The organism is Clostridium sp. KNHs205 (assembly GCF_000702945.1).
Lineage (GTDB): Bacteria > Bacillota > Clostridia > Lachnospirales > Lachnospiraceae > Anaerocolumna.
This window is the reverse complement of sequence record NZ_JNLE01000005.1, coordinates 330,311-354,647: the sequence shown is the minus strand read 5'-3', so window position 1 is coordinate 354,647 and position 24,337 is coordinate 330,311. Positions and strand designations below refer to the sequence as shown.

At 36.5% G+C, this 24,337-nt stretch carries 24 protein-coding genes; 20 read left to right on the top strand and 4 right to left on the bottom strand.

The features are described from left to right. The first annotated feature begins 41 nt into the window (after nucleotides 1-41). The 10 genes from BR73_RS0121230 to BR73_RS28870 all read left to right on the top strand — a co-directional run bounded on the left by BR73_RS0121230 (nucleotide 42) and on the right by BR73_RS28870 (nucleotide 13,040). Nucleotides 42-1,334: a radical SAM protein gene (locus BR73_RS0121230; RefSeq protein WP_033167901.1), complete on the top strand. Its 1,293-nt coding sequence runs from the start codon at nucleotides 42-44 to the stop codon at nucleotides 1,332-1,334. Continuing rightward, complete coding sequence (locus BR73_RS0121225) at nucleotides 1,331-2,635, top strand: MFS transporter (RefSeq protein ID WP_033167900.1); 1,305 nt, start codon at nucleotides 1,331-1,333, stop codon at nucleotides 2,633-2,635. Before BR73_RS0121230 ends, BR73_RS0121225 begins: the two co-directional genes overlap by 4 nt. A gap of 382 nt (nucleotides 2,636-3,017) precedes the next feature. Next, nucleotides 3,018-3,578: an XRE family transcriptional regulator gene (locus BR73_RS27765; protein WP_051685464.1), complete on the top strand. Its 561-nt coding sequence runs from the start codon at nucleotides 3,018-3,020 to the stop codon at nucleotides 3,576-3,578. A gap of 122 nt (nucleotides 3,579-3,700) precedes the next feature. Continuing rightward, nucleotides 3,701-5,404: a TerB N-terminal domain-containing protein gene (locus tag BR73_RS0121215; RefSeq protein WP_033167899.1), complete on the top strand. Its 1,704-nt coding sequence runs from the start codon at nucleotides 3,701-3,703 to the stop codon at nucleotides 5,402-5,404. Between the two features lie 2 nt (nucleotides 5,405-5,406). Next, entirely contained in the window at nucleotides 5,407-6,723 is a 1,317-nt protein-coding gene (locus tag BR73_RS0121210; protein WP_156034873.1) for an ATP-binding protein, read from the top strand. Further along, on the top strand, nucleotides 6,723-8,927 hold the full coding sequence (locus BR73_RS0121205; RefSeq protein WP_033167897.1) for a DEAD/DEAH box helicase: 2,205 nt from the start codon (nucleotides 6,723-6,725) through the stop codon (nucleotides 8,925-8,927). The genes BR73_RS0121210 and BR73_RS0121205 overlap by 1 nt, the downstream gene beginning before the upstream one ends. 226 nt (nucleotides 8,928-9,153) lie before the next feature. After that, nucleotides 9,154-9,672, top strand: a complete 519-nt coding sequence (locus BR73_RS0121200; protein WP_347463687.1) for an NUDIX hydrolase — start codon at nucleotides 9,154-9,156, stop codon at nucleotides 9,670-9,672. A 303-nt stretch (nucleotides 9,673-9,975) separates the two neighbouring features. Continuing rightward, on the top strand, nucleotides 9,976-11,697 hold the full coding sequence (locus tag BR73_RS0121195) for a S8 family peptidase (RefSeq protein WP_033167895.1): 1,722 nt from the start codon (nucleotides 9,976-9,978) through the stop codon (nucleotides 11,695-11,697). Between the two features lie 424 nt (nucleotides 11,698-12,121). Further along, on the top strand, nucleotides 12,122-12,877 hold the full coding sequence (locus tag BR73_RS0121185) for a hypothetical protein (RefSeq protein WP_033167893.1): 756 nt from the start codon (nucleotides 12,122-12,124) through the stop codon (nucleotides 12,875-12,877). A gap of 22 nt (nucleotides 12,878-12,899) precedes the next feature. Beyond that, nucleotides 12,900-13,040 carry a hypothetical protein gene (locus BR73_RS28870; protein WP_156034871.1) on the top strand — a complete coding sequence of 47 codons (141 nt, stop codon included), beginning with the start codon at nucleotides 12,900-12,902 and terminating at the stop codon, nucleotides 13,038-13,040. Nucleotides 13,041-13,080: 40 nt separating this feature from the next. On the opposite strand, the gene BR73_RS27760 is transcribed toward BR73_RS28870, so the two are convergent. Next, a complete protein-coding gene (locus tag BR73_RS27760) occupies nucleotides 13,081-13,788 on the bottom strand; it encodes a DUF5780 domain-containing protein (RefSeq protein ID WP_051685463.1) in 708 nt (235 codons plus the stop codon). Nucleotides 13,789-14,084: 296 nt separating this feature from the next. Between BR73_RS27760 and BR73_RS0121175 the strand changes: the two genes are divergently transcribed. From BR73_RS0121175 to BR73_RS0121150, 7 genes are all read left to right on the top strand, one after another. Beyond that, a complete protein-coding gene (locus BR73_RS0121175; protein WP_033167892.1) occupies nucleotides 14,085-14,942 on the top strand; it encodes a carbon-nitrogen hydrolase family protein in 858 nt (285 codons plus the stop codon). Between the two features lie 159 nt (nucleotides 14,943-15,101). Continuing rightward, nucleotides 15,102-15,344 carry a hypothetical protein gene (locus BR73_RS29505; protein ID WP_278248544.1) on the top strand — a complete coding sequence of 81 codons (243 nt, stop codon included), beginning with the start codon at nucleotides 15,102-15,104 and terminating at the stop codon, nucleotides 15,342-15,344. After that, nucleotides 15,275-15,928: a peptide transporter gene (locus BR73_RS29500; RefSeq protein ID WP_347463685.1), complete on the top strand. Its 654-nt coding sequence runs from the start codon at nucleotides 15,275-15,277 to the stop codon at nucleotides 15,926-15,928. Before BR73_RS29505 ends, BR73_RS29500 begins: the two co-directional genes overlap by 70 nt. 114 nt (nucleotides 15,929-16,042) lie before the next feature. Next, nucleotides 16,043-16,843: a helix-turn-helix domain-containing protein gene (locus tag BR73_RS0121165; protein ID WP_033167891.1), complete on the top strand. Its 801-nt coding sequence runs from the start codon at nucleotides 16,043-16,045 to the stop codon at nucleotides 16,841-16,843. A gap of 109 nt (nucleotides 16,844-16,952) precedes the next feature. After that, entirely contained in the window at nucleotides 16,953-18,029 is a 1,077-nt protein-coding gene (locus tag BR73_RS0121160; protein ID WP_033167890.1) for a hypothetical protein, read from the top strand. Between the two features lie 319 nt (nucleotides 18,030-18,348). Continuing rightward, entirely contained in the window at nucleotides 18,349-19,143 is a 795-nt protein-coding gene (locus BR73_RS0121155; protein WP_051685462.1) for a helix-turn-helix transcriptional regulator, read from the top strand. 28 nt (nucleotides 19,144-19,171) lie between these two features. Continuing rightward, the gene (locus BR73_RS0121150; protein ID WP_033167889.1) at nucleotides 19,172-19,876 is read left to right on the top strand and encodes a CPBP family intramembrane glutamic endopeptidase; all 705 of its coding nucleotides are present in this window, start codon (nucleotides 19,172-19,174) and stop codon (nucleotides 19,874-19,876) included. Between the two features lie 231 nt (nucleotides 19,877-20,107). Here the strand turns inward: BR73_RS0121150 and BR73_RS0121145 are convergent, their stop codons facing one another. Together BR73_RS0121145 and BR73_RS0121140 are read right to left on the bottom strand one after the other, a co-directional pair. Further along, nucleotides 20,108-20,359: a GlsB/YeaQ/YmgE family stress response membrane protein gene (locus tag BR73_RS0121145; RefSeq protein ID WP_033167888.1), complete on the bottom strand. Its 252-nt coding sequence runs from the start codon at nucleotides 20,357-20,359 to the stop codon at nucleotides 20,108-20,110. Between the two features lie 44 nt (nucleotides 20,360-20,403). After that, nucleotides 20,404-20,619: a CsbD family protein gene (locus BR73_RS0121140; RefSeq protein ID WP_033167887.1), complete on the bottom strand. Its 216-nt coding sequence runs from the start codon at nucleotides 20,617-20,619 to the stop codon at nucleotides 20,404-20,406. 280 nt (nucleotides 20,620-20,899) lie between these two features. Here BR73_RS0121140 and BR73_RS0121135 point away from each other — a divergent pair, with 280 nt between their 5' ends. The 3 genes from BR73_RS0121135 to BR73_RS0121125 all read left to right on the top strand — a co-directional run bounded on the left by BR73_RS0121135 (nucleotide 20,900) and on the right by BR73_RS0121125 (nucleotide 22,870). After that, nucleotides 20,900-21,319 carry a GNAT family N-acetyltransferase gene (locus BR73_RS0121135; RefSeq protein ID WP_033167886.1) on the top strand — a complete coding sequence of 140 codons (420 nt, stop codon included), beginning with the start codon at nucleotides 20,900-20,902 and terminating at the stop codon, nucleotides 21,317-21,319. Between the two features lie 189 nt (nucleotides 21,320-21,508). After that, complete coding sequence (locus BR73_RS0121130) at nucleotides 21,509-22,270, top strand: GH25 family lysozyme (protein WP_033167885.1); 762 nt, start codon at nucleotides 21,509-21,511, stop codon at nucleotides 22,268-22,270. A gap of 90 nt (nucleotides 22,271-22,360) precedes the next feature. Next, a complete protein-coding gene (locus BR73_RS0121125; RefSeq protein ID WP_033167884.1) occupies nucleotides 22,361-22,870 on the top strand; it encodes a GNAT family N-acetyltransferase in 510 nt (169 codons plus the stop codon). Nucleotides 22,871-23,103: 233 nt separating this feature from the next. On the opposite strand, the gene galE is transcribed toward BR73_RS0121125, so the two are convergent. Next, on the bottom strand, nucleotides 23,104-24,102 hold the full coding sequence (galE, locus tag BR73_RS0121120) for a UDP-glucose 4-epimerase GalE (protein WP_033167883.1): 999 nt from the start codon (nucleotides 24,100-24,102) through the stop codon (nucleotides 23,104-23,106). Nucleotides 24,103-24,337 lie beyond the last annotated feature (235 nt).

The following is a 24,337-nucleotide window of genomic DNA, read 5'->3' as shown; positions in this document are numbered from 1 at the left end:
GTTAAACATAAAAAGGTTAATAAGGATCGGAGGGGAGAATTTTGAAATTATCAAAATACAATAGTAATATTACAGTTGATGACAGTAAGAAAATGATATATAACTATTTATCGAGGAATTATGTAGTTTATGATAGTAAGAATCATGACCATATTATTTGGTTACTTGATAATCTGAATCAAGGTGTATACACTACAGAAGATGCTGTATTACTTAAGAAAATGATTCGTAAGCAAATGATTATTAAAGACAGTACAGATGAACTTGAAATTATAAAGTTCAGAGAAAATAGTGTAAGGTTTAACAACCGGGTTTACAGTATAAGCATACTTCCCACCATGGATTGCAATTTTAGGTGTGTTTATTGTTATGAAGAACATAAGAAGAGCATTATGGATGACGTTACGGCGGAAAAAATAGTAAAATACGTTGAGAATATTGCGCCGAAAGCCAGTTATTTAGGTGTCTCCTGGTTTGGAGGGGAGCCTTTGATGGAATTTGACAGAATTACTGAATTGACAGAGCAGTTTAAGAGTATCTGTAGCAGGAATAACTGTATATATAATGCACACATTACTACTAACGGTTATTTACTTAACGATGAGATAATAAATAAATTAAAGGATCTAAATATTACAAAAGCACAAATTACCCTTGATGGTACGGAAGAATATCACAATCAGAAAAGACCCTTGAGTGATGGAAAGGGAACGTATAAAGTAATTAAAGAAAATATTATTAATTTGTTGAACAGGAACCCGGATTTTACAATCGTATTAAGAATCAATGTAGATATTGAAAATATTGAATATATAGAAGAATTATTTGATATTATTCCAGAACAACATAGAAACAGAATAGAAATAGCATTAAGTAATTTATTTCAGGCTAAGAAGAAAATTAATTTATATGGGCTTCTTAAAAAGGCAATAGATAAAACCTATAATTATTCGAATACAGAAAATACCTATCAGGTATGTCCTGCATGTGTAATAAACGGTTTTTCAATAGCCCCGGATTGTACGGTAATCCCATGTACCCATGCGGCAGAAGAAGGGTATCATTTAGGATATATTAGTGAAGATGGCAGATTTATTATAAATGACCAGAGCTTATATTATAAAATGAAAACAGTATCGGTCTTAGACAATGCGAGGTGCGTCAATTGCATCAAGCTTCCTATGTGTGCTGCTTCATGTAAATTTAAAAGATTTAAAGATAATAGTACTTGCATTGGAAATGACGGTGAAGGGATAAGTATGGAGGAACGGAGCTTACTACACTATTATAGCGACTTAAAGCATAATAGAATCCAACAGGTTGATATACTATGAATATAAAACTATTAAAAAATAAAAGTTTCGTTTTGCTGATGAGCGGTCAATGTATTTCAGCGATAGGTTCAGGTATGCAGAGCTTTGCATTATCCTTATATGTACTTTCCATTACTGGTTCCGGAGGGAAATTTGCGTCTGTTCTGGCTGTATCAGTTATACCAAAACTAATTTTGGGGCCAATATCGGGTGTATTTATAGACAGGCTTGATAGAAAAAAAATTATAGTATGTCTGGATATATTAAGTGGATTTGTGTCACTGGTTTTCTATATTTTATCAATTACTTCTGGGATCAGACTTATATATATCTACATCGGCGTTATAATGTTATCAATTATATCATCAATATACAACCCCGCAATCAACTCAGTTTTACCTTCCATAATGAAAAAGGAAGAACTTGTGGATGCCAATGCACTTTCTTCAATAATAATGAGTACAGCCAGTATTTTTTCTCCTATGCTTGCAGGAGCACTTTATGGAATGTTAGGGCTGCCTATTATTCTATTACTAAATGCCGTTAGTTTTTTCTGTTCTTCGATTATGGAATTTTTTGTAAAACTGCCAAAGCTGGTCAGAGGGGATATGAAGTTTACTTTTGCGGTGTTTAAAAAGGATTTTGGAGAAGGAGTAACATACATAGTAAAACACAAATTACTCAGAAAAATTCTGATATGTGCATTTGTCATAAATTTTACCCTTAATCCAATGATGAGTATAGGTTATGTTTATCTTGCAAAAATGGTACTTAAAGTGAATGATGTTCAGATTGGGATACAGCAGACGATATTTGTAGCAGCTACGCTTATTGGGCCTTTGATCGCAAGCAGAGTTCTAAAAAAGATGGAATTATCAAAGATTTTTTATATGGGATTATATCTGGTGGGAGGATTAATGGCCTTTGCTGCGCTTAGTACCAGTAAGATGTTTACGGGTTTATTTTCAGGAATTACAATACCTTTTACATTACTGGTAGTTACAGGTGTGTTAGCAGTTGCAGCTATAGGAATAATCAATATTTCTATAACTACAATGAAGCAAAAGGAAACGCCTATGGAATTGTATGGAAGGGTAAATTCAGTACAGACCATGGCAGCAATGAGTGCAGTGCCTCTTGGGCAAATGCTATTTGGGTCCTTACTTGACCATACGCCAAGTTATATAACTATTTTATTAACTTCTTTCTCTATTTTAATTACTGCATTTTTATTTTGGTTTTCACTTGTATCAGAGGAAAAGCACGCTAAAGAGGGAAAGGCTACTGAAATCAATGAAATTATTAATACTGATATCCCTTAATATAAAGTAATTTTCTGCACGGATAAATGGAATGAAGTTGTAAAAACCTTAATAAATGATGAACAATTAATATGGAACAGGAGGAAGAAGCAGGCCGTTTAAATAGGATGGTGCTATACATAACAATGGATGTGTTTATAGTTAATCAAAAATAATAAGTACATATTGGCTAAGTTTTTTCGTCAGAAGTCTTTTATTTGTGGCTTCTGGCGATTTTTTGATGCAGGTTCATCTGGCTGTTATTATCTTGTAACAAAAAAAATTATTATATAGCTCCATTGCAAAATCTGCACTTGAAATACTGATTTGTTGCAGAAACTGCAATTTTATTATTGTATTTCATAAAAAACACTATATAATAATTATATTGGAGGTGTTCAACATGAACTTGGGAAAAAAATTATTTGAAGTCCGAGAGACAGCAAAGATATCACGTGCGCAGATGGTTGAACTCTTAAAAGAAAAAGGTTTTGACGTAAAAACATATACAATCAGTAAGTGGGAGAGCGGAATATCCAAACCCACCATAGAGGCGTTTTTCGCTATTTGCGATATCTGCCAGGTGAAGGATATACGACAGGCTTTCGTTGATAAAAGGCTGTTACGCTTATATGACATACCGGTTTCTGCTGGCTACGGTAATTACCTTGAGGATGGTTCTTACAGCATGATTGAGGTTGACAATACAGTTCCAAGTTTAGCCGATTATGCAGTAAGGGTGAGCGGAAATAGCATGATGCCCCGCTTTGTAGATCAACAGATTATCTTTATCCATGAGCAGCCTGTTCTGGAGGAAGGAGAGATCGGAATCTTCTGCCTGAACAATAATACTTATTTAAAAAAGCTTGGGAAGGGAACTCTGATATCTTTAAATCCTGATTACGAACCTATCTCAATACAGGAGTATGATGATTTTAGAGTATTCGGAAAGGTTGTCGGATAACTTTTATTTTTTGAACGTATTGTTTCATCATGGTTAATAGTTATTGCTGATTAATTATATTTTGTGCAGAGGAAGTAAATCAAGTAAGAAGCTTATTAAAAACAACTTTCCAGGGAGGAATTATGGACGAATTTGATATAAATAAGAAATATGATTCATTTAAAATCCCCGGACGCAAGCAGTTTCAGGAAGAAAAAGCTGCGAAAGAGTTGTCTCAAACGAAAACCGGTGAAGCTGTTTCCTTTGATGAAGGCTCGTTTTATGAGATTGAATATGATTCGTCTCCTATGCCGGGGGTTGGCAGATTTATATTGAAATCTCAGAAAATTGAAGAACCGGAAAAGGATGAAAAACGGGATCTGTTTGGCCGGATGAGAGAGATTGCAAGAACACAGGGTTCCTCCTATGACCGTAGCAGATTTTTTGACAGACGGGTTCAATTTGACAATGCGAGAATCTTTTATAAACAAGGGATATTTATGAAAGATTTTACAGATGATTATTCTGAAAGTGCACAATTTTCGCAATACTTCCCATATTATCAGCTGATGGGATATGAACAGCTCCGGACTTATTTTACCTGGCGAACAGAAGTCAGAAAAGGGAAGGTAACTGATATCTCTTTGTCTTATGTGTTTCTTTATATCTACGAGTTGTTAAGCAATATCGGAGTGAAGGACCCACAGGAAGGGCTAGATCAACTGATGTCTTTCTGGAGGGCTTTCGGTGTTTATAATAAATCTATCGACAGATATATGCTAAGATGGCTGAAGGATTATCATATCTATTACGAACTTCCTCATTCCTTCAAGGAATTCCTTGCGGCGAACAACCTTGAGGAGTATTATCCCAAAATGACGGATACAGAGGACAATTTTGATTTGCTCTGTTCTATAGCAAAGTATGATATAAGGAAATCAACCTATTTTACAGAGGATAAAGTGCAGCTGATCAAAGACTGTTTCTACTTTGTAATCAACAGGCTCAAGCAAAAGTTCAGAGACAGCGGAATCAGTTTCGAGGAATCGATATTTCAGGCTACTAAGAAAATGACGGAATGGAAGCCATTTAAGGACGCATTATTTTACCCCTGGATGAAACAGGCGGACAGACGGATCGTGCTGTCAGAAAATGAAATTTATATATGCAGCGGTAATAAATGGGCCTTCAGTAAAGTCATCACCTCTGAAAATGGTCGTCAGCTGATTGGATATATTATGAAGCAGATGGAAGCTGCTTTAAGAAAAGCTACGAAATATAAGTTCAAGCTTTCGGCAAATATCAATACGGTTGCCCATGAAGCCCTCACCAAATTAAAGGAAGCAGATTTATCCCTTGAAGTAATGATAAACAACTCGGTGGAGGAATTCTACAAAGAAGCAACGAAAACAGTGGTAATTGTAGATAAGGCTGCATTGTCCCGAATCAAAGAGGAAGCGCTGCTCACACAGGAAAAATTAATCGTACCGGAGCAGGAAAAAGAGATTATTCCGGTAATCCCTGTTCCGAAACAGCTTAGTTTATTTGATATTGTTATGGAGGACAAGCCTTCTATACCACCGTCTGAAGCCGAACAGGCTCACATAAATGGTCCTTGGGAGAGCTTAAGGTATCAATTGTCCGATGTTGAAATTAAAGCATTGTCTGTAGTGCTGCAGGGTGAGATGGAGTTAAAGAAGTATGCTGATGAGTGCGGAATCATGCTGGAGGTTCTGGTCGATGGAATTAATGAAAAGGCGATAGATTTCATTGGTGATAACCTTTTAGATGATGATTTCGCTTTATATGATGACTATAAAGAACAAGTAAAGGAATTGGTAGGATGAGTATGGCAAGTCAAGTACCGAACAGAATAGCAAACATATTAATAAACGCCTTAAAGGGCGGAGTTGTGCCGAGAGTAGGCCTCGAATACATCACGGTAGGCAGGACCCAGGAGATTGCTGCCATACTGCATGATATTGAAATGATTGAGGAGGGCAGTGCATCTTTCCGTTTCATTGTTGGCAAATACGGCAGCGGTAAGAGCTTTCTGCTTCAGACAATCAGAAATTATGCCACAGCGAAGGGGTTTGTGGTTGTGGATGCAGACCTTTCACCGGAACGCAGGTTCGCCGGCACGAAAGGCCAGGGATTGGCTACCTATAAAGAGTTGATTCAGAATCTTTCTACCAAATCAAAACCTGATGGCGGGGCTCTTCCTTTAATACTTGAGAAATGGATTTCCGGTATTCAGGCAAATGTGAAGGCACAGTCTGCTGTCAGTGAAGAGGAATTTGACGACCAGGTCGAAAGGCAAATATATGCAGTGGCAGGTTCCCTTGAAGGAATGGTAAATGGCTTTGAATTTGCAAAGGCTGTGGTCACTTATTGGAAGGCTTACAAGCAGGACGATACGGCGCTGAAATCAAATGTGCTCAAGTGGTTTAGGGGAGAATATCCCACCCGGAAAGAAGCAAAAGAGGATTTGGGTATCAATTTCATTGTTAATGATGAGACTTGGTATGACTTTTTGAAGATATTCGCTGCATTCCTGGTAGGAGCCGGGTATAAAGGGATGCTTGTGGTTATAGACGAACTGGTCAATATTTTTAAAATACCAAACTCCATCACCAGAGCAAACAATTATGAGAAGATCCTTACAATGTATAATGATGTGTTGCAAGGAAAAGCAAGCCATATCGGTTTCCTTATGGGAGGAACACCTCAATGTATTGAGGACAAATATAAAGGTGTATTCAGCTATGAAGCTCTGCGTTCACGTTTGGCGGAGGGACATTTTGCTACCGCAGATGTTAAGGATCTGTCAGCACCCATCATCCGGCTGCAGATGCTGTCACAGGAGGAGATGTATGTGCTGGTGGAGAAGCTTATGAATATTCATGCGCAGCTTTATAATTACTCTTCAACCTTATCCCATGAGGAATTGGTCTATTTCTTAACGGTAGAATATAACCGTGTCGGTGCCCAGACACATATTACGCCCCGTGAAATCATCCGCGATTTTATCGAATTAATCAATATCCTGCATCAGAATCCGCAGAAGAGTGTTTCTGAGATTTTAGGCGACAATAGCTTTGAGATGGCAAAAGGCGGTATATCGGATGAAGTCATACACAGCGAGTTCCAGGAATTTGAGGTATAATGAGTATGGATGTTTTTAGCAGGCTTGCGCCATTTATTCAAGAGTTTATTTATCAAAACAAGTGGGAAGAACTACGCGGTAACCAGGTGGCTGCCTGTGAGGTTATCTTTGACACCGACGACAATCTGCTGCTGTCTTCCGGAACTGCCTCCGGTAAGACCGAGGCAGCCTTTCTGCCGGTGCTTACTGAATTATATAATAAACCATCAGGGTCAGTGGGGGTTATGTACATATCACCTCTCAAGGCGTTGATAAATGACCAGTTTAAACGGTTGGAACAGATGCTTCTTGATTCCAACATTCCCGTTACAAAATGGCATGGCGATGCTTCGCAGACACAAAAGAACAAGCTTATTAAAAATCCGGAAGGGCTGCTGCAAATTACACCGGAGTCCTTAGAAAGCCTGATTACCAATAAACGCAGCGCCTGCCTGTCCTTGTTCTCTGATCTGCGGTTTGTTATCATCGACGAAGTACATTACTTCATGCGGGATGTCAGAGGCTTGCAGCTGCTCTGTGTTCTTGAGCGGCTAAAACAACTGACAAATGTAAATCCGAGACGGATTGGCTTATCTGCTACTTTGGGAGATGTTTCACTGGCTCAGAACTGGCTGAATATGGGGACAGGGCGGGATTGCGCTGCTCCCATTGTGGAAGAAGGAAAGAAGCGTATAAGGCTTCATATCGAACGCTTTGTAAATTATGCGGAAGAACGGGACCTGATAACAAGAGACGGAAGCGGTAAGGTTATCGATGTCAACTCCGGGGATATAGGCGACAGAGAGCATTATGAATATCTTTTCAGACAAACCCTGGACAAAAAGACGATAATCTTCACAAACAGCAGAGAGGAGACAGAATTTGTCCTTGCTCATCTACGAGAAATAGCTTTGAAGAATAAAGCCCCTGATGTTTATCGTGTCCACCACGGTAATGTTTCGGCTCTGCTGCGGGAAAATACAGAGGATGAAATGAAATCTGCCGATGAAAAGATTGTGACAGGTGCTACTGTTACACTGGAGCTTGGAATTGATATAGGTTCTCTTGACCAAGCTGTTCAGGTTGGTGCACCGCTCAACGTCTCCAGCTTCGCACAGCGTTTAGGCCGGTGCGGAAGACGCGGACAGGTTCCTCAACTGCTTTTTACCTTTGTAGAGAGTATAAGAATAAATTCCGCAGATATCCTCGGACCTATTAACTGGGAATTTATACGGACTATCGGTATCATCGAGCTTTATATAAAAGATCACTGGATGGAGCCCATTCCCCCCGCCCGTTATGCCTATAATCTTTTGTATCACCAGACAATGAGCTGCTTAAAAAGCAACGGTGAGATGTCTCCGGCAGGACTTGCCCAGTCGATTCTGACCCTGGGATGTTTCAAAAACATTCCTCAGGAGGATTATAAATATCTGCTCTCCCATATGATCAGCATGGATCAAGTGCAGCGTACCGAACATGGTGGTCTGGTAATTGGCCGTGAAGGTGAAAAGATTGTAAACAGTCATAAATTCCTGACCGTATTCCTGGCACCGGAATATCTGCTTGTAAAAGATGAAAACCGTACCATAGGTACAGTGGATAAAGTCTACCCCGTTGGTACCCGTTTTGCGTTGGCGGGTATAGCATGGGAGACGGTGGATGTTAATGAGAAGTCGAAGGTTATCTTTGTAAAAAAGGTTCCGGGTGTATCTGTGGTGGACTGGAATGTGGACTTTAACGCCGAGCTTCATACCGTTCTTGTCCGTAAAGTGCGCAGCGTTCTAAAAGAGAACGATAAATATCCTTATTTAAGTGTCCGCTGCCAGGATAGATTAACGGAAATTCAATACATTGCCCGCAACAGCGGAATATTGGATAATCTCGTGACCCCGTTATCAGACAGAAAATATGCGGTCTTCCCCTGGGTAGGAACAAGGCAATTAATAACCTTGAACTATGCATTACGGCACAGAAAAATAAAGAGCAAACTTCCCTGGATCACCTGTGTTTATCTTGAGGTTATTTTCGAGGGAACAAAAGAGGAACTAAGTAACATCATATTGGATATTCTTCATAGTGAGCTTAATCTTTATGACTTGCCATTACCTGATAAGGTGCAAATTGACGGAAAGTATAACGAGTTCGTTCCTCCTGAGCTCCTTCGTAAACAATTCATTGAAGATTATCTTGATTTTGAAGGACTTAAGGATGGGATGTTATAATGAGCATTAAATCGAGAATTATCTTTGATGGCTATGACTTAGCATTTATATCTAGGAGTCAGAAGGCATTTGAGCTTCTATATTTGGGAAGTAGTCTTTAAGCACTTCTATATTTCCAGTTTATGCTATAATATACATATCAACCTTGGTGTGAATAAATCAATACCCTTAAACGAATAAATTATTTACGCCTTTTATTGATGTCCAATATCACAAATAAGAAGCAATAGAAAATCCTATACGAAGGAGAGTATTAATCAAGCAATTTCCTACACATATTGTTGCAGTAGATGGGGTTATAGAAAATGAAAAGAATGAGATTCTGTTGGTAAAAAGCAGAAAAGATGGTACATACACAGTTCCAGGAGGGCAAGTTGAGGTTGGTGAAAATCTGATAGAAGCATTAAAACGAGAAATCAGGGAGGAATCGGGAGTTGAAGTAGAAGTAGGGAAATTAATATGTGTTTCATCAAATACTGGTACATACCAGGGCTACAATGGATATGGATTAATTCCGACAAAAGTGATGTTCGGTTTTGTATGTAAATATATCAGTGGTGAATTGCAGGTTTCAGATGAAACATCAGAAACCATCTGGGTTGAAAAAGAGAAGGCACTAAATCTTATAACGAATCCAAATTTAATAAAGCGCTTTGAAGCTTATCTGAACTTTAATGGAGATGTTCATTATTTGGAATATATAACAAAACCCGGTTATGAACTAAAGTTAGAGTGCTTAATATAGCCGTATCGAAAGATTAATTAGCTACATACGAAATTCTAATAAATGCAATAACATATGTAGTAGAGCTGGGATTTAAAAATATTTACTTGATGAATGACTATGATAATTTGTATGAGAAATATGGTTTTACTATAATTGATAAGAGAAAAGCATATTGGGGAGCTTAATTAAAATCTATAAGCAGTGGCTGTAGTAATAAAATGATATATAGCATTCTTAATTTGATATGTGATGTAAAAGGTGATACACATATTACTCTAAATGCCATACTATATATTAGTTAGTATATAGTGAGGGCATCAAATGACAGAAGAAAATAGGAAGAAAATAATAAGCAATGACTATATAAACCTATTTATTGAGCCTAATATTTATAATATGCAGTATGCGGAGTCTGTTAATGGTGTTGTAAACAAAATTAATGACAGAGATGCAGTAATTTACTTACCTATAGATAAAGCAAAAGAAAATCCAGTAGATTATAGATATCCGGCTCTCCCCAGGTTGTTTGGATTACTAGACCAGTCAAACTTAGAAGCAATGAAGGTTGACCGAATTCAAAATATTCCTTCTTTTGATTTAAGAGGTCAAGGTGTCTTGTTGGGTTTTATTGATACTGGAGTAGAGTACACAAATCCTGTATTTCAATATGCGGATAAAACATCAAGGATAGTATCTATCTGGGATCAAACAATTGAAAACTTGCAAGCATCTGAGAAGATTTTTTATTACGGTACAGAATATACAAAGGAAGAAATAAATTTAGCACTTCAAAATGAGAAACCTCTATCAATTGTACCTTCTACTGATGAAATTGGTCATGGCACTAGTATTGCTGGTATTGCAGGAGGCACGGAGACAGAATTATTTCGTGGTGTATCACCGCTTGCAGAATATGTGATAGTGAAGCTTAAACCAGCAAAAACTACGCAGGAGCATATATATCCAATGCCTAAAAACATAATTTGTTATCAGGAAGATGATATTATGTTTGGGATGCAGTATTTATTTAATACGGCCAGACAATTAAACAGGCCAATAGCTATATGTGTCGCTATTGGTACGAATCAAGGTTCCCACGATGGGCTAAATAAACTTAATCTGATGATTGCGGACCTTTCCTCGAGGAATGGAGTAGCGATTGTAGTAGCAACCGGGCAGGAGAACCTGGCGGGACACCATTACTTTGGAAAAGCAGAAATGACAGGTGAATTAAATGAATATAAAAATACAATCGCATTAAGAATTGCTGAAAAAGAAAAAAATTTTAGTATGGAAATCTGGGGCGAGGCACCGGCTAGTTATTCAATAGCTATACGATCTCCGTCAGGTGATATGCTAAATAAAATTCCTGAAAATTTAAACAGGTCAGTAAAGAAATTTTATTTTGAAAATACAACAGTTATTGTTGAATATTATAATATTGAGCCACATACAGGTGATCCGTTAATACTTGTCAGCTTTGAAAATCCAGCACCAGGACATTGGTATCTTGATATATATGGTAACGGAGAGAATGTTCAATCAGGTTTTCATATTTGGATTCCAATGAGTGGATTTTTAAAAGAATCAACTCAAATTAGTGAACTAACAGAATTAGAAGGAAAAGATCCAGAGACGACATTAACCTCTCCGAGTGATACACCAATTCCTATTTCTGTTACTGCTTATAATCATCAAAACAATAGTATACTAAGCAGTGCAGGCAGAGGTAACACAAGAAATAAATCTATAAAGCCAGACTTAGCTGCACCTGGGGTTTCAATCCTTTGCCCAACACTAGGTAACAGTTATGAGCTTAAAACAGGAACAAGTATAGCAGCTGCTGAAACAGTAGGTGTTGCTGCTATGATTTTAGAATGGTCTATTGTGAAAAAAAATAAACCCTTCTTTACGGGGATTGATGTTAAACAGTATTTACTTAGGGGGGTTAACAAGATTAGCAGTAACAGCAGAGCATATCCTAATAAAGAGTGGGGATATGGAGTCTTAGATATTTATGAAAGCTTTAGCCACATTGATTGATAGAGGTCACATGTAAAAAACTCCCTGTAATAATTTCGCTATATTACAGAGGAGTTACAAACTAAGCAATATTATAGCCATTCATGACCTTGAGGGCATTTATGCTTTCCCCAATGACCCGCAGTCAGTGTGCATTGGCTTTGATCAATTGGACAAGTTGCAGGGCAACGTGTTTGAGCATATAAATCCTTAATATACTTATTATATTTTACATAATAATCATATCTTTGATGTTTCTCATTTTGATTATTTGACTCCATTTATGCCTCGAAATGTATTTATTAATAGTAATATTATATGAATAAGCAGTATATATGTTACTTGGTTCGTTAATGAATAAGTTGATAAAAATATAACGTTCATTTTCTATTAGTAATCGGTGGCTTTAGGTTGTCCTTCTTATTAAACCCAAGGAGCAAATTTAATGAAATTAGTTTATAAAAACCCGAGTTTAGAATACAGTATAGATAGCATACTACTATTTCACGAGGGGGCTCAAAGTGATTTTTGGACTGAGCCTTTATATATGGAATTCCCTCAGATAGATAAAAATAAATTCAATATGCTAACAAGTCATAATAAAAGAGAATACTTAAGAGAAATACTTGGTGGCATACTTGAAACCAATGAAACGACTGAGAAGATAATCCGTTATCAGAATTACTGGGATGCAAATGCGATTAATATTCAGGAGGCGTTGGAGGAGGCTTTTGGGTTACAGCTATCCGATAAATTTAATCATATGGTAGGAAATATTACATTAAATCCTATATGCCCAAGATTTTTAGAGAGTAATACTTTTGACATCTATTATCTAAATAGTGAGAGAGGGGCACTGGGTATGGCGCTCCATGAAATCATTCATTTTGTATGGTTTCATGTATGGAATTCTTATTTCCATGATGATAAAAAGGAATATGAGATGCCGCATTTGACATGGATCTTGAGTGAAATGGCCGTGGATACCATCATGCGGCATGACAAAAGGTTATATTCCATTAATCCTTATTTTGCTGGAGGATGTGCATATGACTATTTTTATACAATGAAGATTGATGAGAAACCTATACTTGAAACTCTATTTGAGTTATTTGAAAATAACTCTATATTAGCTTTTATGGAAAAGAGTTATAATTATTGCCTGGAATACGAAACTGATATCAGAAGCCAGATGAAATAACTGATGAAGGAGGTAAGCTGAAATGGATGGTATATTTTATGGAGCAGTATTTTTATGTAATGGTATATTTTTATTATTTTTTTCAGGTAAAGAGAAGAAAAATATGCTGAGGTTCTGTGAGAATAACAGGACTATGAAGCCAAGCTTCACAGTCCTTTGTTAACTCCAGGTATATGTATTACTTAATAAGCAGCAGAACTATATTATTTCCCAAGTTTTTTATTTTCATAAACGGAAATCCAATTATTATAGTAGGGGTTCTCCCAGGTGTTACCATCAAAGTCTGTATATTCAGTCACGATTGCTTTAACAGTTTTGATAGTGTCACTTTTTTCACTTAAGGAATAACCGGTATCTTTGCCGAATTCAGCTCCGTCCACCATATTTACATCATCATAGGCTACCTGCTGTATATAACTACCATTATCAAAATCAAACTGGCCAACAATTTTGACAGGCATCTTGTTGTCGTCCCAGCCAGCGAAAGCTATGGTAACATTTTTTATTTCTTTTCCGGAGACATTTTTAAAAACTGCATTTAACATGTCAGGATACAATGCTTTGTATTCATCTGACTGTACGAAATATTCGGTTGAAACAACATATATAGGCTGCTCTTTAAGTTTAGCTTCCAGCTCTTTCGCACTAAGGCCCTCCTCAACAGGAGCTTCTGTTTTGGCTTCTTCCTGATTTCCTTTATCTACCTGTGCTGTTTCAAGTTGCTCCTTTAATGCAGCAACTTCGCTTTCAAGTTCCTTTGTTTTGCTATTGGCCGTGTCCAGATCTTCTTTTAATTTGTCATAATCCTCTTTGGATACAGTAGTGCCGCTGGCAGCCTGGTTTCCTCCCGCTGAACAGCCTGTAAATCCTAAAACAACAGCCAGTGATAGTAATGCAAACACTTTTTTCATTTGATTTCTCTCCCGTAATTGTATTAGTCCCTTAGGACAGGATAATATTAACATTGATAATTCTGGAAGTAAATAGAGAAAGGAATTATCTAATTTAAGATTAAGTCGGATTATAGCTGGTTTTAAACTATTTCTAATAAACCGGCTAGTTCTGAAACTACGATAATTCCTTCGGAATATATTTACATACCTGATTTTATCGTATAAAATTAATTCATATAATTTTATAAATCAACAATGTCTGATTGCTTCATAGGGATAAAGAATAAATACATAATAAAGGAGTAGTATTGCGTATGAAGAACTTTAAGGTAGCAATTATACAGCATAATGTAGCACAAACGGATAAAGAAGAGAATACCAGACTGGCAATTCAGTGTATACGGGAAGCAAAAGAAAACGGAGCTGACTTTGTGCTTTTCCCGGAATGCTGGCTCACATCTTATTCTGCACCTGAAATCTGTAGTAAATTAAGGCCGGTAGAAGAAATTGAGAAGAATACGGAATTTCTAAAGTGGTGCGAAGATGCATTAGAGGATGACAGTGAGTACATAAAGAGAATCTGTGATACAGCCCGGGAGTTGAATATTGGGGTTGAAATTACCGGATTTACAAAAGGCAAAAAATATCCGCAGAATTCAGCCTTCATAATTGATAGAGATGGAACCGTTAAATTAAAATATTCAAAAGTTCATACCTGTGATTTTGACTGGGAGCAATATCTTGAAAGCGGAGAGGCGTTTCACGTATGCCAGTTTGACGGAATATCCATCGGTGTAATGATCTGCTATGACAGAGAACACCCGGAAAGCGCAAGGGAATTAATGCTTCAGGGAGCTGAATTAATTTTAATGCCTAATGACTGTGATGGAATGAAACCAAGATTACAAGAATTATCTGTTGAAGCGATGCAAAACATGGTAGGTATAGCAATGGCAAATCCACCTGGAGAATATGCAGGTAATTCCTGTGCCTTCCATCCAATGGTATGGGATAAAAACGGAGGGATTATTGACAACACCATTATTATTGCAGAGGCTCTTTATGATGGAATTGTGTATGCTGTTTTTGACATTGAGGCTATCAGAGAATACAGAGAACGTGAAGATCTGGGAAAATACAGAAAACCGAAAGCTTATAAACATCTTGTTTAATTTTAGTGGGGTTAAGATGCAAAGAAAAATCCTCCGTATGTCAGGGGATTTATCGTTTAGAAACTTGATTGAAAGTATATTGAAAGTAAATTGCCTAAACGAGATAATACTGTTTTAGAACAATAAAATAAAGGTATATATAAGTACCAGGGAGAGCTTATGAGAAATACTATCAGACTTACTGACTATACAACAGAGAATTTGCTGGAGATATTTAGTATTGCAGAGGATTTACAGAAAGGTAAGTACAAGAACTTTCTTAGTGACAAGACCGTAATTATGTTCTTTCCTGCTTCAAGTATCCGTACAAGAGTAACCTTTGAAAAGGGCATATACCTGTTAGGGGGACAAACTATCTTATTTCCGAAACTCTGGATAAAAAAGAAAAACTTGAAGATGTAACAGGCTATCTTAACAATTGGGCGGATGCCGTTGTTGTGCGGCATAGTAAACTTGGAGTCATAGAGGAAATAGCCAAGTATGCGGAATTTCCTGTAATTAACGCAATGACAGAAGTCAATCATCCCTGTGAGATTCTGTCGGATTTATATGCCTTATCCAAAATAAGAAATGATTTCAGAAATGACAGATATTTATTTGTAGGCGCTAAAGGAAATATCGGCGGTGCCTGGAAAGAAGGGGCTGATGCATTTGGGCTTAAGCTCAGGCAATGCTGTCCACTAGGTTATGAAATGGAAGGAGTGAGTAATTTTACGGAGCTTGAAGAAGCTGTAAAAGGTGTGGATATTATTTGTACGGATTCAATTCCTTCAGAAATATATCCGGATTTTAAGGATTATCAGATTACAGTGGAGATTATGAAAATGGCTAATAGCAATGCCATCTTAAATCCCTGTCCGCCCTTTTACCGTGGAGAAGAGGTATCTAAGGAAGCTATAAGCAGTAAATATTTTGCCGGTTATAATTTCAAAAAGTATCTGCTGGAAATTCAACAGGCTATTCTAATATATAATCTTACCATATAAAAATGGGAAGCTACAACCGCAGTCATCCATAAAGTGAAGTCAAAATATCAAGAAGTAATTCCAGCTCTATGATATAGTAGGTATACGGTACCGAACAGAATAAGGAGGATGCTTGTGAACAATCTAGAGCTTTTGGGGGCTGCGTTGGAGTATATCGAAAATAATATACAGGAAAATATAACAGCTGAAGATGTGGCGAAGGCCTGCTACTGTTCAAAATCATACCTCCAGAAAGTTTTCAAGTATGTGAATGGTTACAGTGTTAAGGAGTATGTAATTAAACGACGGATTACAAAAGCCTCAAGAGATTTGGCTTGTAATCAGGAAGAAAGTATACTGAATATTGCCTTAAAATACTGTTACAGTTCACCTGAAGCATTTACCCGTGCCTTTGAACAGGTTTGGCGGTGTAAGCCGTCAGTGTTTCGGAGAGGGGCAAGGTTTACAGACCTTTGTCCCAGGCTTTTATTACCTATTGAGATTGGAGATGTATATATGAATGGAAGGAAACATGTAGATATAACCGAACTGTATGACTTATTTAGCGGCAGGAGAGAGTGTTATTTTGTATGCTGTGATATCAAATCGTTAACACCGATCAATGAGATATCAAGTAAAGCAGGAGATTTAGCTATATTGGAAGTATTAAAACGAATGGAAAAAGCGGCAGGAGACGAAGATGTTGCCTTTCGTATCGGAGGGGATGAATTTGCGATGTTAACGAACAGTAAGGATATTAATTATGCCTCAGACATTGCAGCCAACGTCTTGAAAATGAACGGCCAGCCGATTACTTATGAGGGAATGGAGATTCCGGTATATTTATATTCTGGTGTAACCAGGTTTGAAGGGAATAAATTACAATATGATGATTTATTTATTTCCTTACATAATAAAATTAAGGATTGTAAGTAAGACTTGTACTTGACTTTGACGTCGCGTCAACTTGTATAATAAGAATAAGTCAGCATCTAAAGTATAAAAACTTAATTTAATTAACCACACTGAAAAAAGGAGAATAGATATGTCTATTGAAAGCCAAGCAACCTTTTATTATCGTAATATCTGCGATTATGATATAAAAATAAATGCAAATATTAAGATAAGTGACTCTGTTCACAAGGGATTCAAGGAATATAATGATCTGCTTAAAAGGATATATGCAGACTGGCGCTCCTACGAAACTTCAACAGCTTTGAGTGTGAAAACCAAGATTGGCATTATGTCTGATGATCTTGAAAATTATCATAATCTTACCTATACGCTAGATTGCCTGTATGCAATAGCTTCTGAAGGTGAATTGTGCACTCATGGGGAGCAGACCAGTTTAAAGGTTGATAAGACATTGTTTAAAGCCTCATTTAAAAAATCTGTTCTATTGCCGTTTTCTATGTTTGAAAAATACGGCTTTTATATTGAATATTACAAAGCGGACAAAGAAGTAAGTGATTATAAACGCTGCAGTCACTTTCAGATATATTATGAAAATGGAGCCTATCTGCTGGAAACTCTAAAATATCTTGCGGACAACCTGGCAAAACAGGAAAAGCAAAAAGAAATACCTAAAAATGTTGCGTTTATGCTGGCAGATTATTATTTTATCTTTAAAGGTAAGCCAGACACTCGGTTATTGCAGGAAAGTATTCTAAATACTCTCGGTCCAATGTGTGAGCTGTGGAAGAAGCTGGTTCAGGTACTACAGGGTGAATACAAATTAACTGCTGATATATCAATTAATCCCTTTGTATTCCCCAATAAAACTGTGACCTTTAAGCAAAACAAAAGGACAATATGTAAATTCGGATTAAATACCGATACTTTAAATATACGTTTGCCTTTATCCTATGATATTGCCAAAGACCTGATTTCCAGAAGAAAAAGTTTACCCCAAAGTATAGATGATAATATAAATTATTTTGGCTGTGTTTGTTGCGGCAAATGCCATAACCAGAGCAATATAGAGATGTTTCAGGGAGTTCCCTTGTGTAATCTGAGTTACAGTAACTTTGTAACAGAAGATTCAAGGTGTCTTAGATTTGTAATTACAAAAGAAGAAGAGATTTATTTGATTATGGAAATCATTAAAAAATCGTTGAAGTGAATAAAGTATATAATATCCCTGGTAGTTATGTTGCCGGGGATATTATTTATTTATGTCCTTATGGCTAAATTTAATAGACGAATTAATTTACTTGTAATAAAATGAACCAAGCATATAATTAAATTGGCAGTATCAATATTCTGCTCTATTATTTTGAAAGTATTACCCGAATTTTTGAAAGAATAAAATCAGTGTTACCAACAGGCTTAAAACCCTTATAAATAAAGCAATGTTAAGTTTAGTTGACACATTTCAAACTGTGATTGGTAGACTTCTTTGAGGGTTGATATTACACTGGGTTAATAAAGGAGGAGCTATTATGACAGAACAGTTTGGCAGCAGACTTATGTATTTACGAAAAGGAAAAGGTCTGTCACAGGAGGAATTAGGTAATAGAACGGGGGTAACCAGGCAGACAATTTCAAAGTGGGAATTGAATCAGACAACACCAGAAATGGATAAGCTGGTTGTTCTAAGTGACATCTTTGGTATCAGTCTGGATGAACTGGTCGGCAGAGAATTTATTGTTCCGGATAGTTCAATAAATTATGAAGAACTAAATGCCAAGATGGATACTATCATAAGTTCAAAGGAGCCATATCGGTATGAATATAAAAGCGGGCGGATGATTGGGAACCTACCTCTTATACATATTAACCTGGGACGAGGGTTTTATAAAGCAAAGGGGGTCATTAGTATAGGTATTATCTCTTCCGGTATTATTTCATTGGGAGTATTATCCTGCGGAGTTATCAGCATAGGAGTGCTGGCTCTTGGTCTTCTATCAATTGCGGTGTTTGCAGCTGGTATTATATCAGTTGGAAGTATAGCACTTGGTATACTGGCATTAGGTGCCTTTTCGGTTGGATATTTTTCTGCCGGTGCTATGGCAATAGGTGTTTATTCCATTGGTGCAAATGCCATAGCCCAGCGAATTGCATTGGGGGACGCAGCTGCCGGGCATATAGCAATTGGTAAAACGTCAGCAAAAGGAACTATAGAATTTCTGCTTAAGAATCATGTATCAGCTGACGAAATTAAGTCTGCTATTCTTAAGGAATATCCCGATGTATGGAAAGGGCTGCTAAAAATATATACATATTTCGGTAAATGAATTTAACAGTGATAATAAGGAGTGGCGTATGCTTATTCGTATAAAGCAATTTTTTGCGGTAGATTCAAACTATAATGAAAGCACATCTGAATATACAAAAACAGATGGCATTATTGCAGTAATTTATTATTTAATTCTTATGTTTAGCTATTACTTTATGGGAAGAGTTTATGTGGAGCAGGGAATATATTTGGGTATCATATGTAATATCGTATTGGTTGTCATATGCATCGGACTGGTTCTCGTAAGAAGGCAGAAAATCAATAGCTTGGGTCTATCGTATAAAAAGTTGAAGCAATCTCTACTGTTAGGGTTGGTACTTGGTCTTTTCTTCATTCTTTTCAATAATATTATACCTGGTATTGCAGGAGGTTATCATTTTGCTCAAATCTCGAAAATACTTTATAATATCTTTTACTATTTTGTAATAATAGCTTTTATGGAGGAGCTTGCCTTTAGGGGGTATTTGCAGACTCGTATGTACGGGTTGATTAAAAGGGATGGGTTAGCTACTATTGTTGTAGCATTTATGTTCAGCATTATGCATATACCCTTTCAGATGGCTGTAAATAATAAAAATGTCCTGGAATTTATTTCGGGAAATATTACTCTTTTGATATTTACATTTATCTATCATGTAGTATTTAATATGATACATCGAAAATATAATAATATAGCAGGTAATACGCTGTTTCATGGTTTTATGAATTGGGGTAATAATTTGATGGTATAGTTTGCTAACATTTCAGATCAAGTATTAGAATTGTAAAGTTGCTCGTCAGAATTGTGAAACAGAATACAATCCATGAAATCCTGAAAGGTATTAACGATCTATGACTGCCTTGACAGAATTTCATGGATTTATGTATGTATAATCGAATCCGATATCGAACGTTCTATTATCAATTTCTTAAGGTAATAATAGATTCAGGGTTTTTATTTTAAACAGACAGGGATAGCATAGCTACTTTCTTGAAACTGCATTAATAATAATTAGTAAAACGACTGATCCGATGAAGGACACGAGTAGGCTCCATAAATTAAAGCCTGTTACACCGTTACCACCAATTATATTAATTAAAAAGCCTCCAATAAAGCCGCCCAGGATACCAACTAAGATATTACTTCCCAGGCCCATTTTTTTATCATTTCCCGTAAAGATACTGGCTAACCAGCCGGCTATACCACCTATTATAATCCAACTTAATATTCCCATAATTTTATCCTTTCTGTACAAAGTTAAGTACGCAAAAATTAATTTTACTTTTCTTTTTTATCAAGCTTATCAATAAGTTCGTTTAATTTTTCCGAGGCTTTTTCTTTGAGGGATTCTCCTAATTCTGAAGCTGCTTCCGATAGCTCACCACGCTTTTTTTGAAGTTTTCCTTCTAATTCAAGTTGTTCTGAACCAATTATTTTTCCTGTACCTTCTTTAATTGTACCTTTTACTTTATCAAGTTTCCTATTATTTTTCATAATTTTTATTCTCCTTATCTATAGAATTTTAAAGATTATAAAATTGAATTTGATAAAATCTTTATCTAATTTTACTACAATTAACTAAATATTGCAATGAAAAAAATGACATAATCTATTTATTTGATAATTATTAATCAATTTGTAAACATTAGCTTATCAGAACTATAGGGTTGTGCCAACTTTGTTTTAAATTATTTATGGTAATCTTTTCTTTATTATTTATGCTAGAATAAAAGCAGTTAACACATACCTTGGAGATAAACGGAGGAGGCTTATTATGTTTCAGATGCGCTATGTGGAGGAAGAAGATAAAGGATATTGGTATACGTTAGACAGGCATTTGCCTGAAACAGAGTTTTACAAAAAAGTTGCTGAGAAAAGAGGTTATGTTATATTGGAAGACGGTAAACCCATTGGTATACTGCGTTACAATCTTTTCTGGGATAATACACCATTCTTAAATCTTATTTTTATAGAGTTCACTCATCATAAAAAGGGGTATGGCAAGCTGGCTATGGATTTCTGGGAAAGTGAAATGGCAGACCGGGGATACAAAGTCTGCATGACTTCTACCATGGTCAATGAGGAATCTCAGCATTTTTATCGAAAAATCGGATATAAAGATTGTGGTTGCCTTGTGCTTGATATTCCGGGGTTTGAACAGCCGATGGAAATGTTCCTTATAAAAGCGCTGTAGAGAAGATGTTGATGGAGAAGAATCCGTTGCAAGATACAAAAATGCTATTGGAAACTCCGATAGATGAAATATATAAATACAACCAGAGTATAGGTGAATTATAGTTAAACTCTAAAATACACCAAGGAATATATTGGAATATTGTGCTTTAAGTGTTATTATAGATTGTAATAATTTGTGAGGAACATTATGAGAAAAATATTACTTCATATAAACGTAAAGTTTATAGCAATGTTTTTAGTACTATCAATTTCCCTGCTATTGCTATTAGGTATATTAATATACAAAAGAGTTCTTGTTATAAACCACCCTTCAGAAAGTAAATACCCTGTCAGGGGAGTTGATGTATCCAGTTATCAGGGAGAAATTGATTGGGACAAGCTGGCTGAACAAAATATTGATTTTGCTTTTATTAAGGCAACAGAAGGCAGTAAATACAAGGATAAGCAATTTCATGCTAATTGGGTGGGAGTAAGCAGAACAAAGTTAATCTTCGGAGCTTATCATTTTTTTAGTTTTGACAGCAGCGGAATAACACAGGCAGAAAATTATATAGCCTCAGTACCTTTAACCCATGGAATGCTTCCACCCGTAGTGGACATTGAATTCTATGGTAATAAGGAGAGGCATATGCCGGATAAAGGAGAAACTGTCAAGAAACTTACTTTACTTCTGGACAAATTATATGAACATTATGGTGTTAAACCAATAATCTATGCTACACTTAAATCTTATAATATCTATATAAAAGGCGAATTTACAGAATATCCGCTTTGGATAAGGAATGTTTATTATAATCCACAGCTTGATTTAAGTGGAAAATGGACATTCTGGCAATACACGGATAAAGCCATATTGGAGGGGTATAAAGGCTCTGAAAGATATATTGACATGAATGTTTATGCCGGAAAGATAGAAGAATTGAAAGGTCTATGTATTAGAATGGAGTAAGAAGTAAAAATGTGTCGAGAGGTATTTTTTTATGGGAGAAGGTCTCTATAATGTTGTAATTATAAATAATATAAACAGGAGAAAAATTAGATGATTACGTCAACCATAAAAACAGAACGATTAATACTAAGAAGTATGACACAAGAAGATGCAGAACTGGCATTTTCCATATGGGGAGATGCAGAGCAGGGGAAGTATCTGCAAGATCCGTATTATAAAAATGTGGAAGAGTTAAGAGGACTTTTTAATAATATACATAAATGGTCGGATTACCCTTTTATGGTATTTTTGGAGGATGGTCAATTTGTTGGAACCTGCAGTATCGGTCCGGAAGATACGAATGAGTTATGGGGTTTTGGTTATTGTGTTGTAAAAGAAGAGCAGGGTAAGGGATATGCAACCGAGATGGCAAAGGCCATTATAAAATTTGCATACAGGCTGGGGATACACGATTTTATGGCAGAACATGCAATAGAGAATTCTTCGTCCGGACTTGTCTTGGAGAAATGCGGTATGCACTTTGAGAGAGGGAGCAGTTTTAAAAAATCAGGTACTGATTTGGTTTATCCATCAAATATATATCGTTTACATTTGGATTAATTGACTAGAAATTAGTATAGGTATTTATGATTCCATAAAATGCACAAGAAAGACACAAATCTTTTCTTTAGGCATTTTATGGAATTTTAATATGCTTTTGTTTGAACTCTGACGAGCTCCCACGAGAGAGGCAGTGTGTGTAGTGCTAGCAGCGTGCCACGGGTTTATGCGTAACATGCTAACAGGCCTATAGGAAAGATCATCTCAAGTCTGGAATATGAAGTAATGTTGCATTAGTTGTTTTTCTTCATAAAGTTCCAGCTGTCTTTACACATTTCATCTAGTGTGTGATTTACTTTCCAGTCAAGTTCCCGTTCAGCTTTACCGGGATCAGCATAACTTTCGCTGATATCGCCGGGACGTCTGTCAAAGGTCATTCGTTTTATTTCTATTCCGCACTCTTTTTCGAAGCTATCTAATAGTTCAAGAACCGATGTTCCCTGGCCTGAACCAAGGTTGTAAATTTCTGCACCTGTTATTTCCTCAAGCTTTTCAAGGGCTTTTCTATGTCCGCAGGCAAGATCACTGATATGAATATAATCCCGTATTCCTGTACCGTCCGCAGTGGGATAATCGGTACCATATACTTTGAAGTAGGGGAGTTCTCCGGCAGCTGTCTGACACAAATACGGCATAAGGTTATTTGGAATACCCTTTGGCCTCTCTCCAATTAATCCGCTTGGATGAGCTCCAACAGGGTTGAAGTATCTTAGTATTGCTATTTTCATATCGTTATTTGCGGCAGCATAATCTTTAAGGATTTGCTCAAGCATTACCTTGGACCATCCATAAGGATTCGTAGCTGAGGTGGGCATAGCTTCGTGATAAGGCACGGAGTTACCGGTACCATAAACAGTAGCAGAAGAGCTGAACACCAGCTTTGCTACCTGGTGCCTTACCATGACCTCCAGTAGATTCAAAGTCCCTACGATATTGTTGCGGTAATACATTAGGGGGTATTGCACTGATTCCGGTACAGATTTAAAGGCAGCAAAATGTATTACCGCATCTGTTTTTATTTGAGAAAAAATAGAATCTAAGTGTTCCATATTCTGAAGATCACATTTAAATACCTGTACCTCTTTGCCGGTAATCTGCTTTAGCTTATCTGGTACAGTCTCCTCGGCATTACTGAAATTATCAATGATATTTACGTTATATCCATTGTTAAGCAATTCAACACATGTATGGGAACCGATAAAACCGGCGCCTCCTGTAATTGTAATATTCATAGGGTTCTCCTTCTTATCATTATATAAGGCTATTGAATATATAATCTAAAAGTTTAGAAATGATATTCCTGAATGTGTGATTGGAAAACATTCCCTTTTTTAACTTAATCGCCAGCGCGAAGGTTGATTCTAGAAATGATATCCTGAATCTGTAGTCGAAAAAAAGTCCTTTTTTCCAAACTAACCACTGTTATGATATCAGAAAATTGATCTGATATTCCAAAGCTATAGTTGA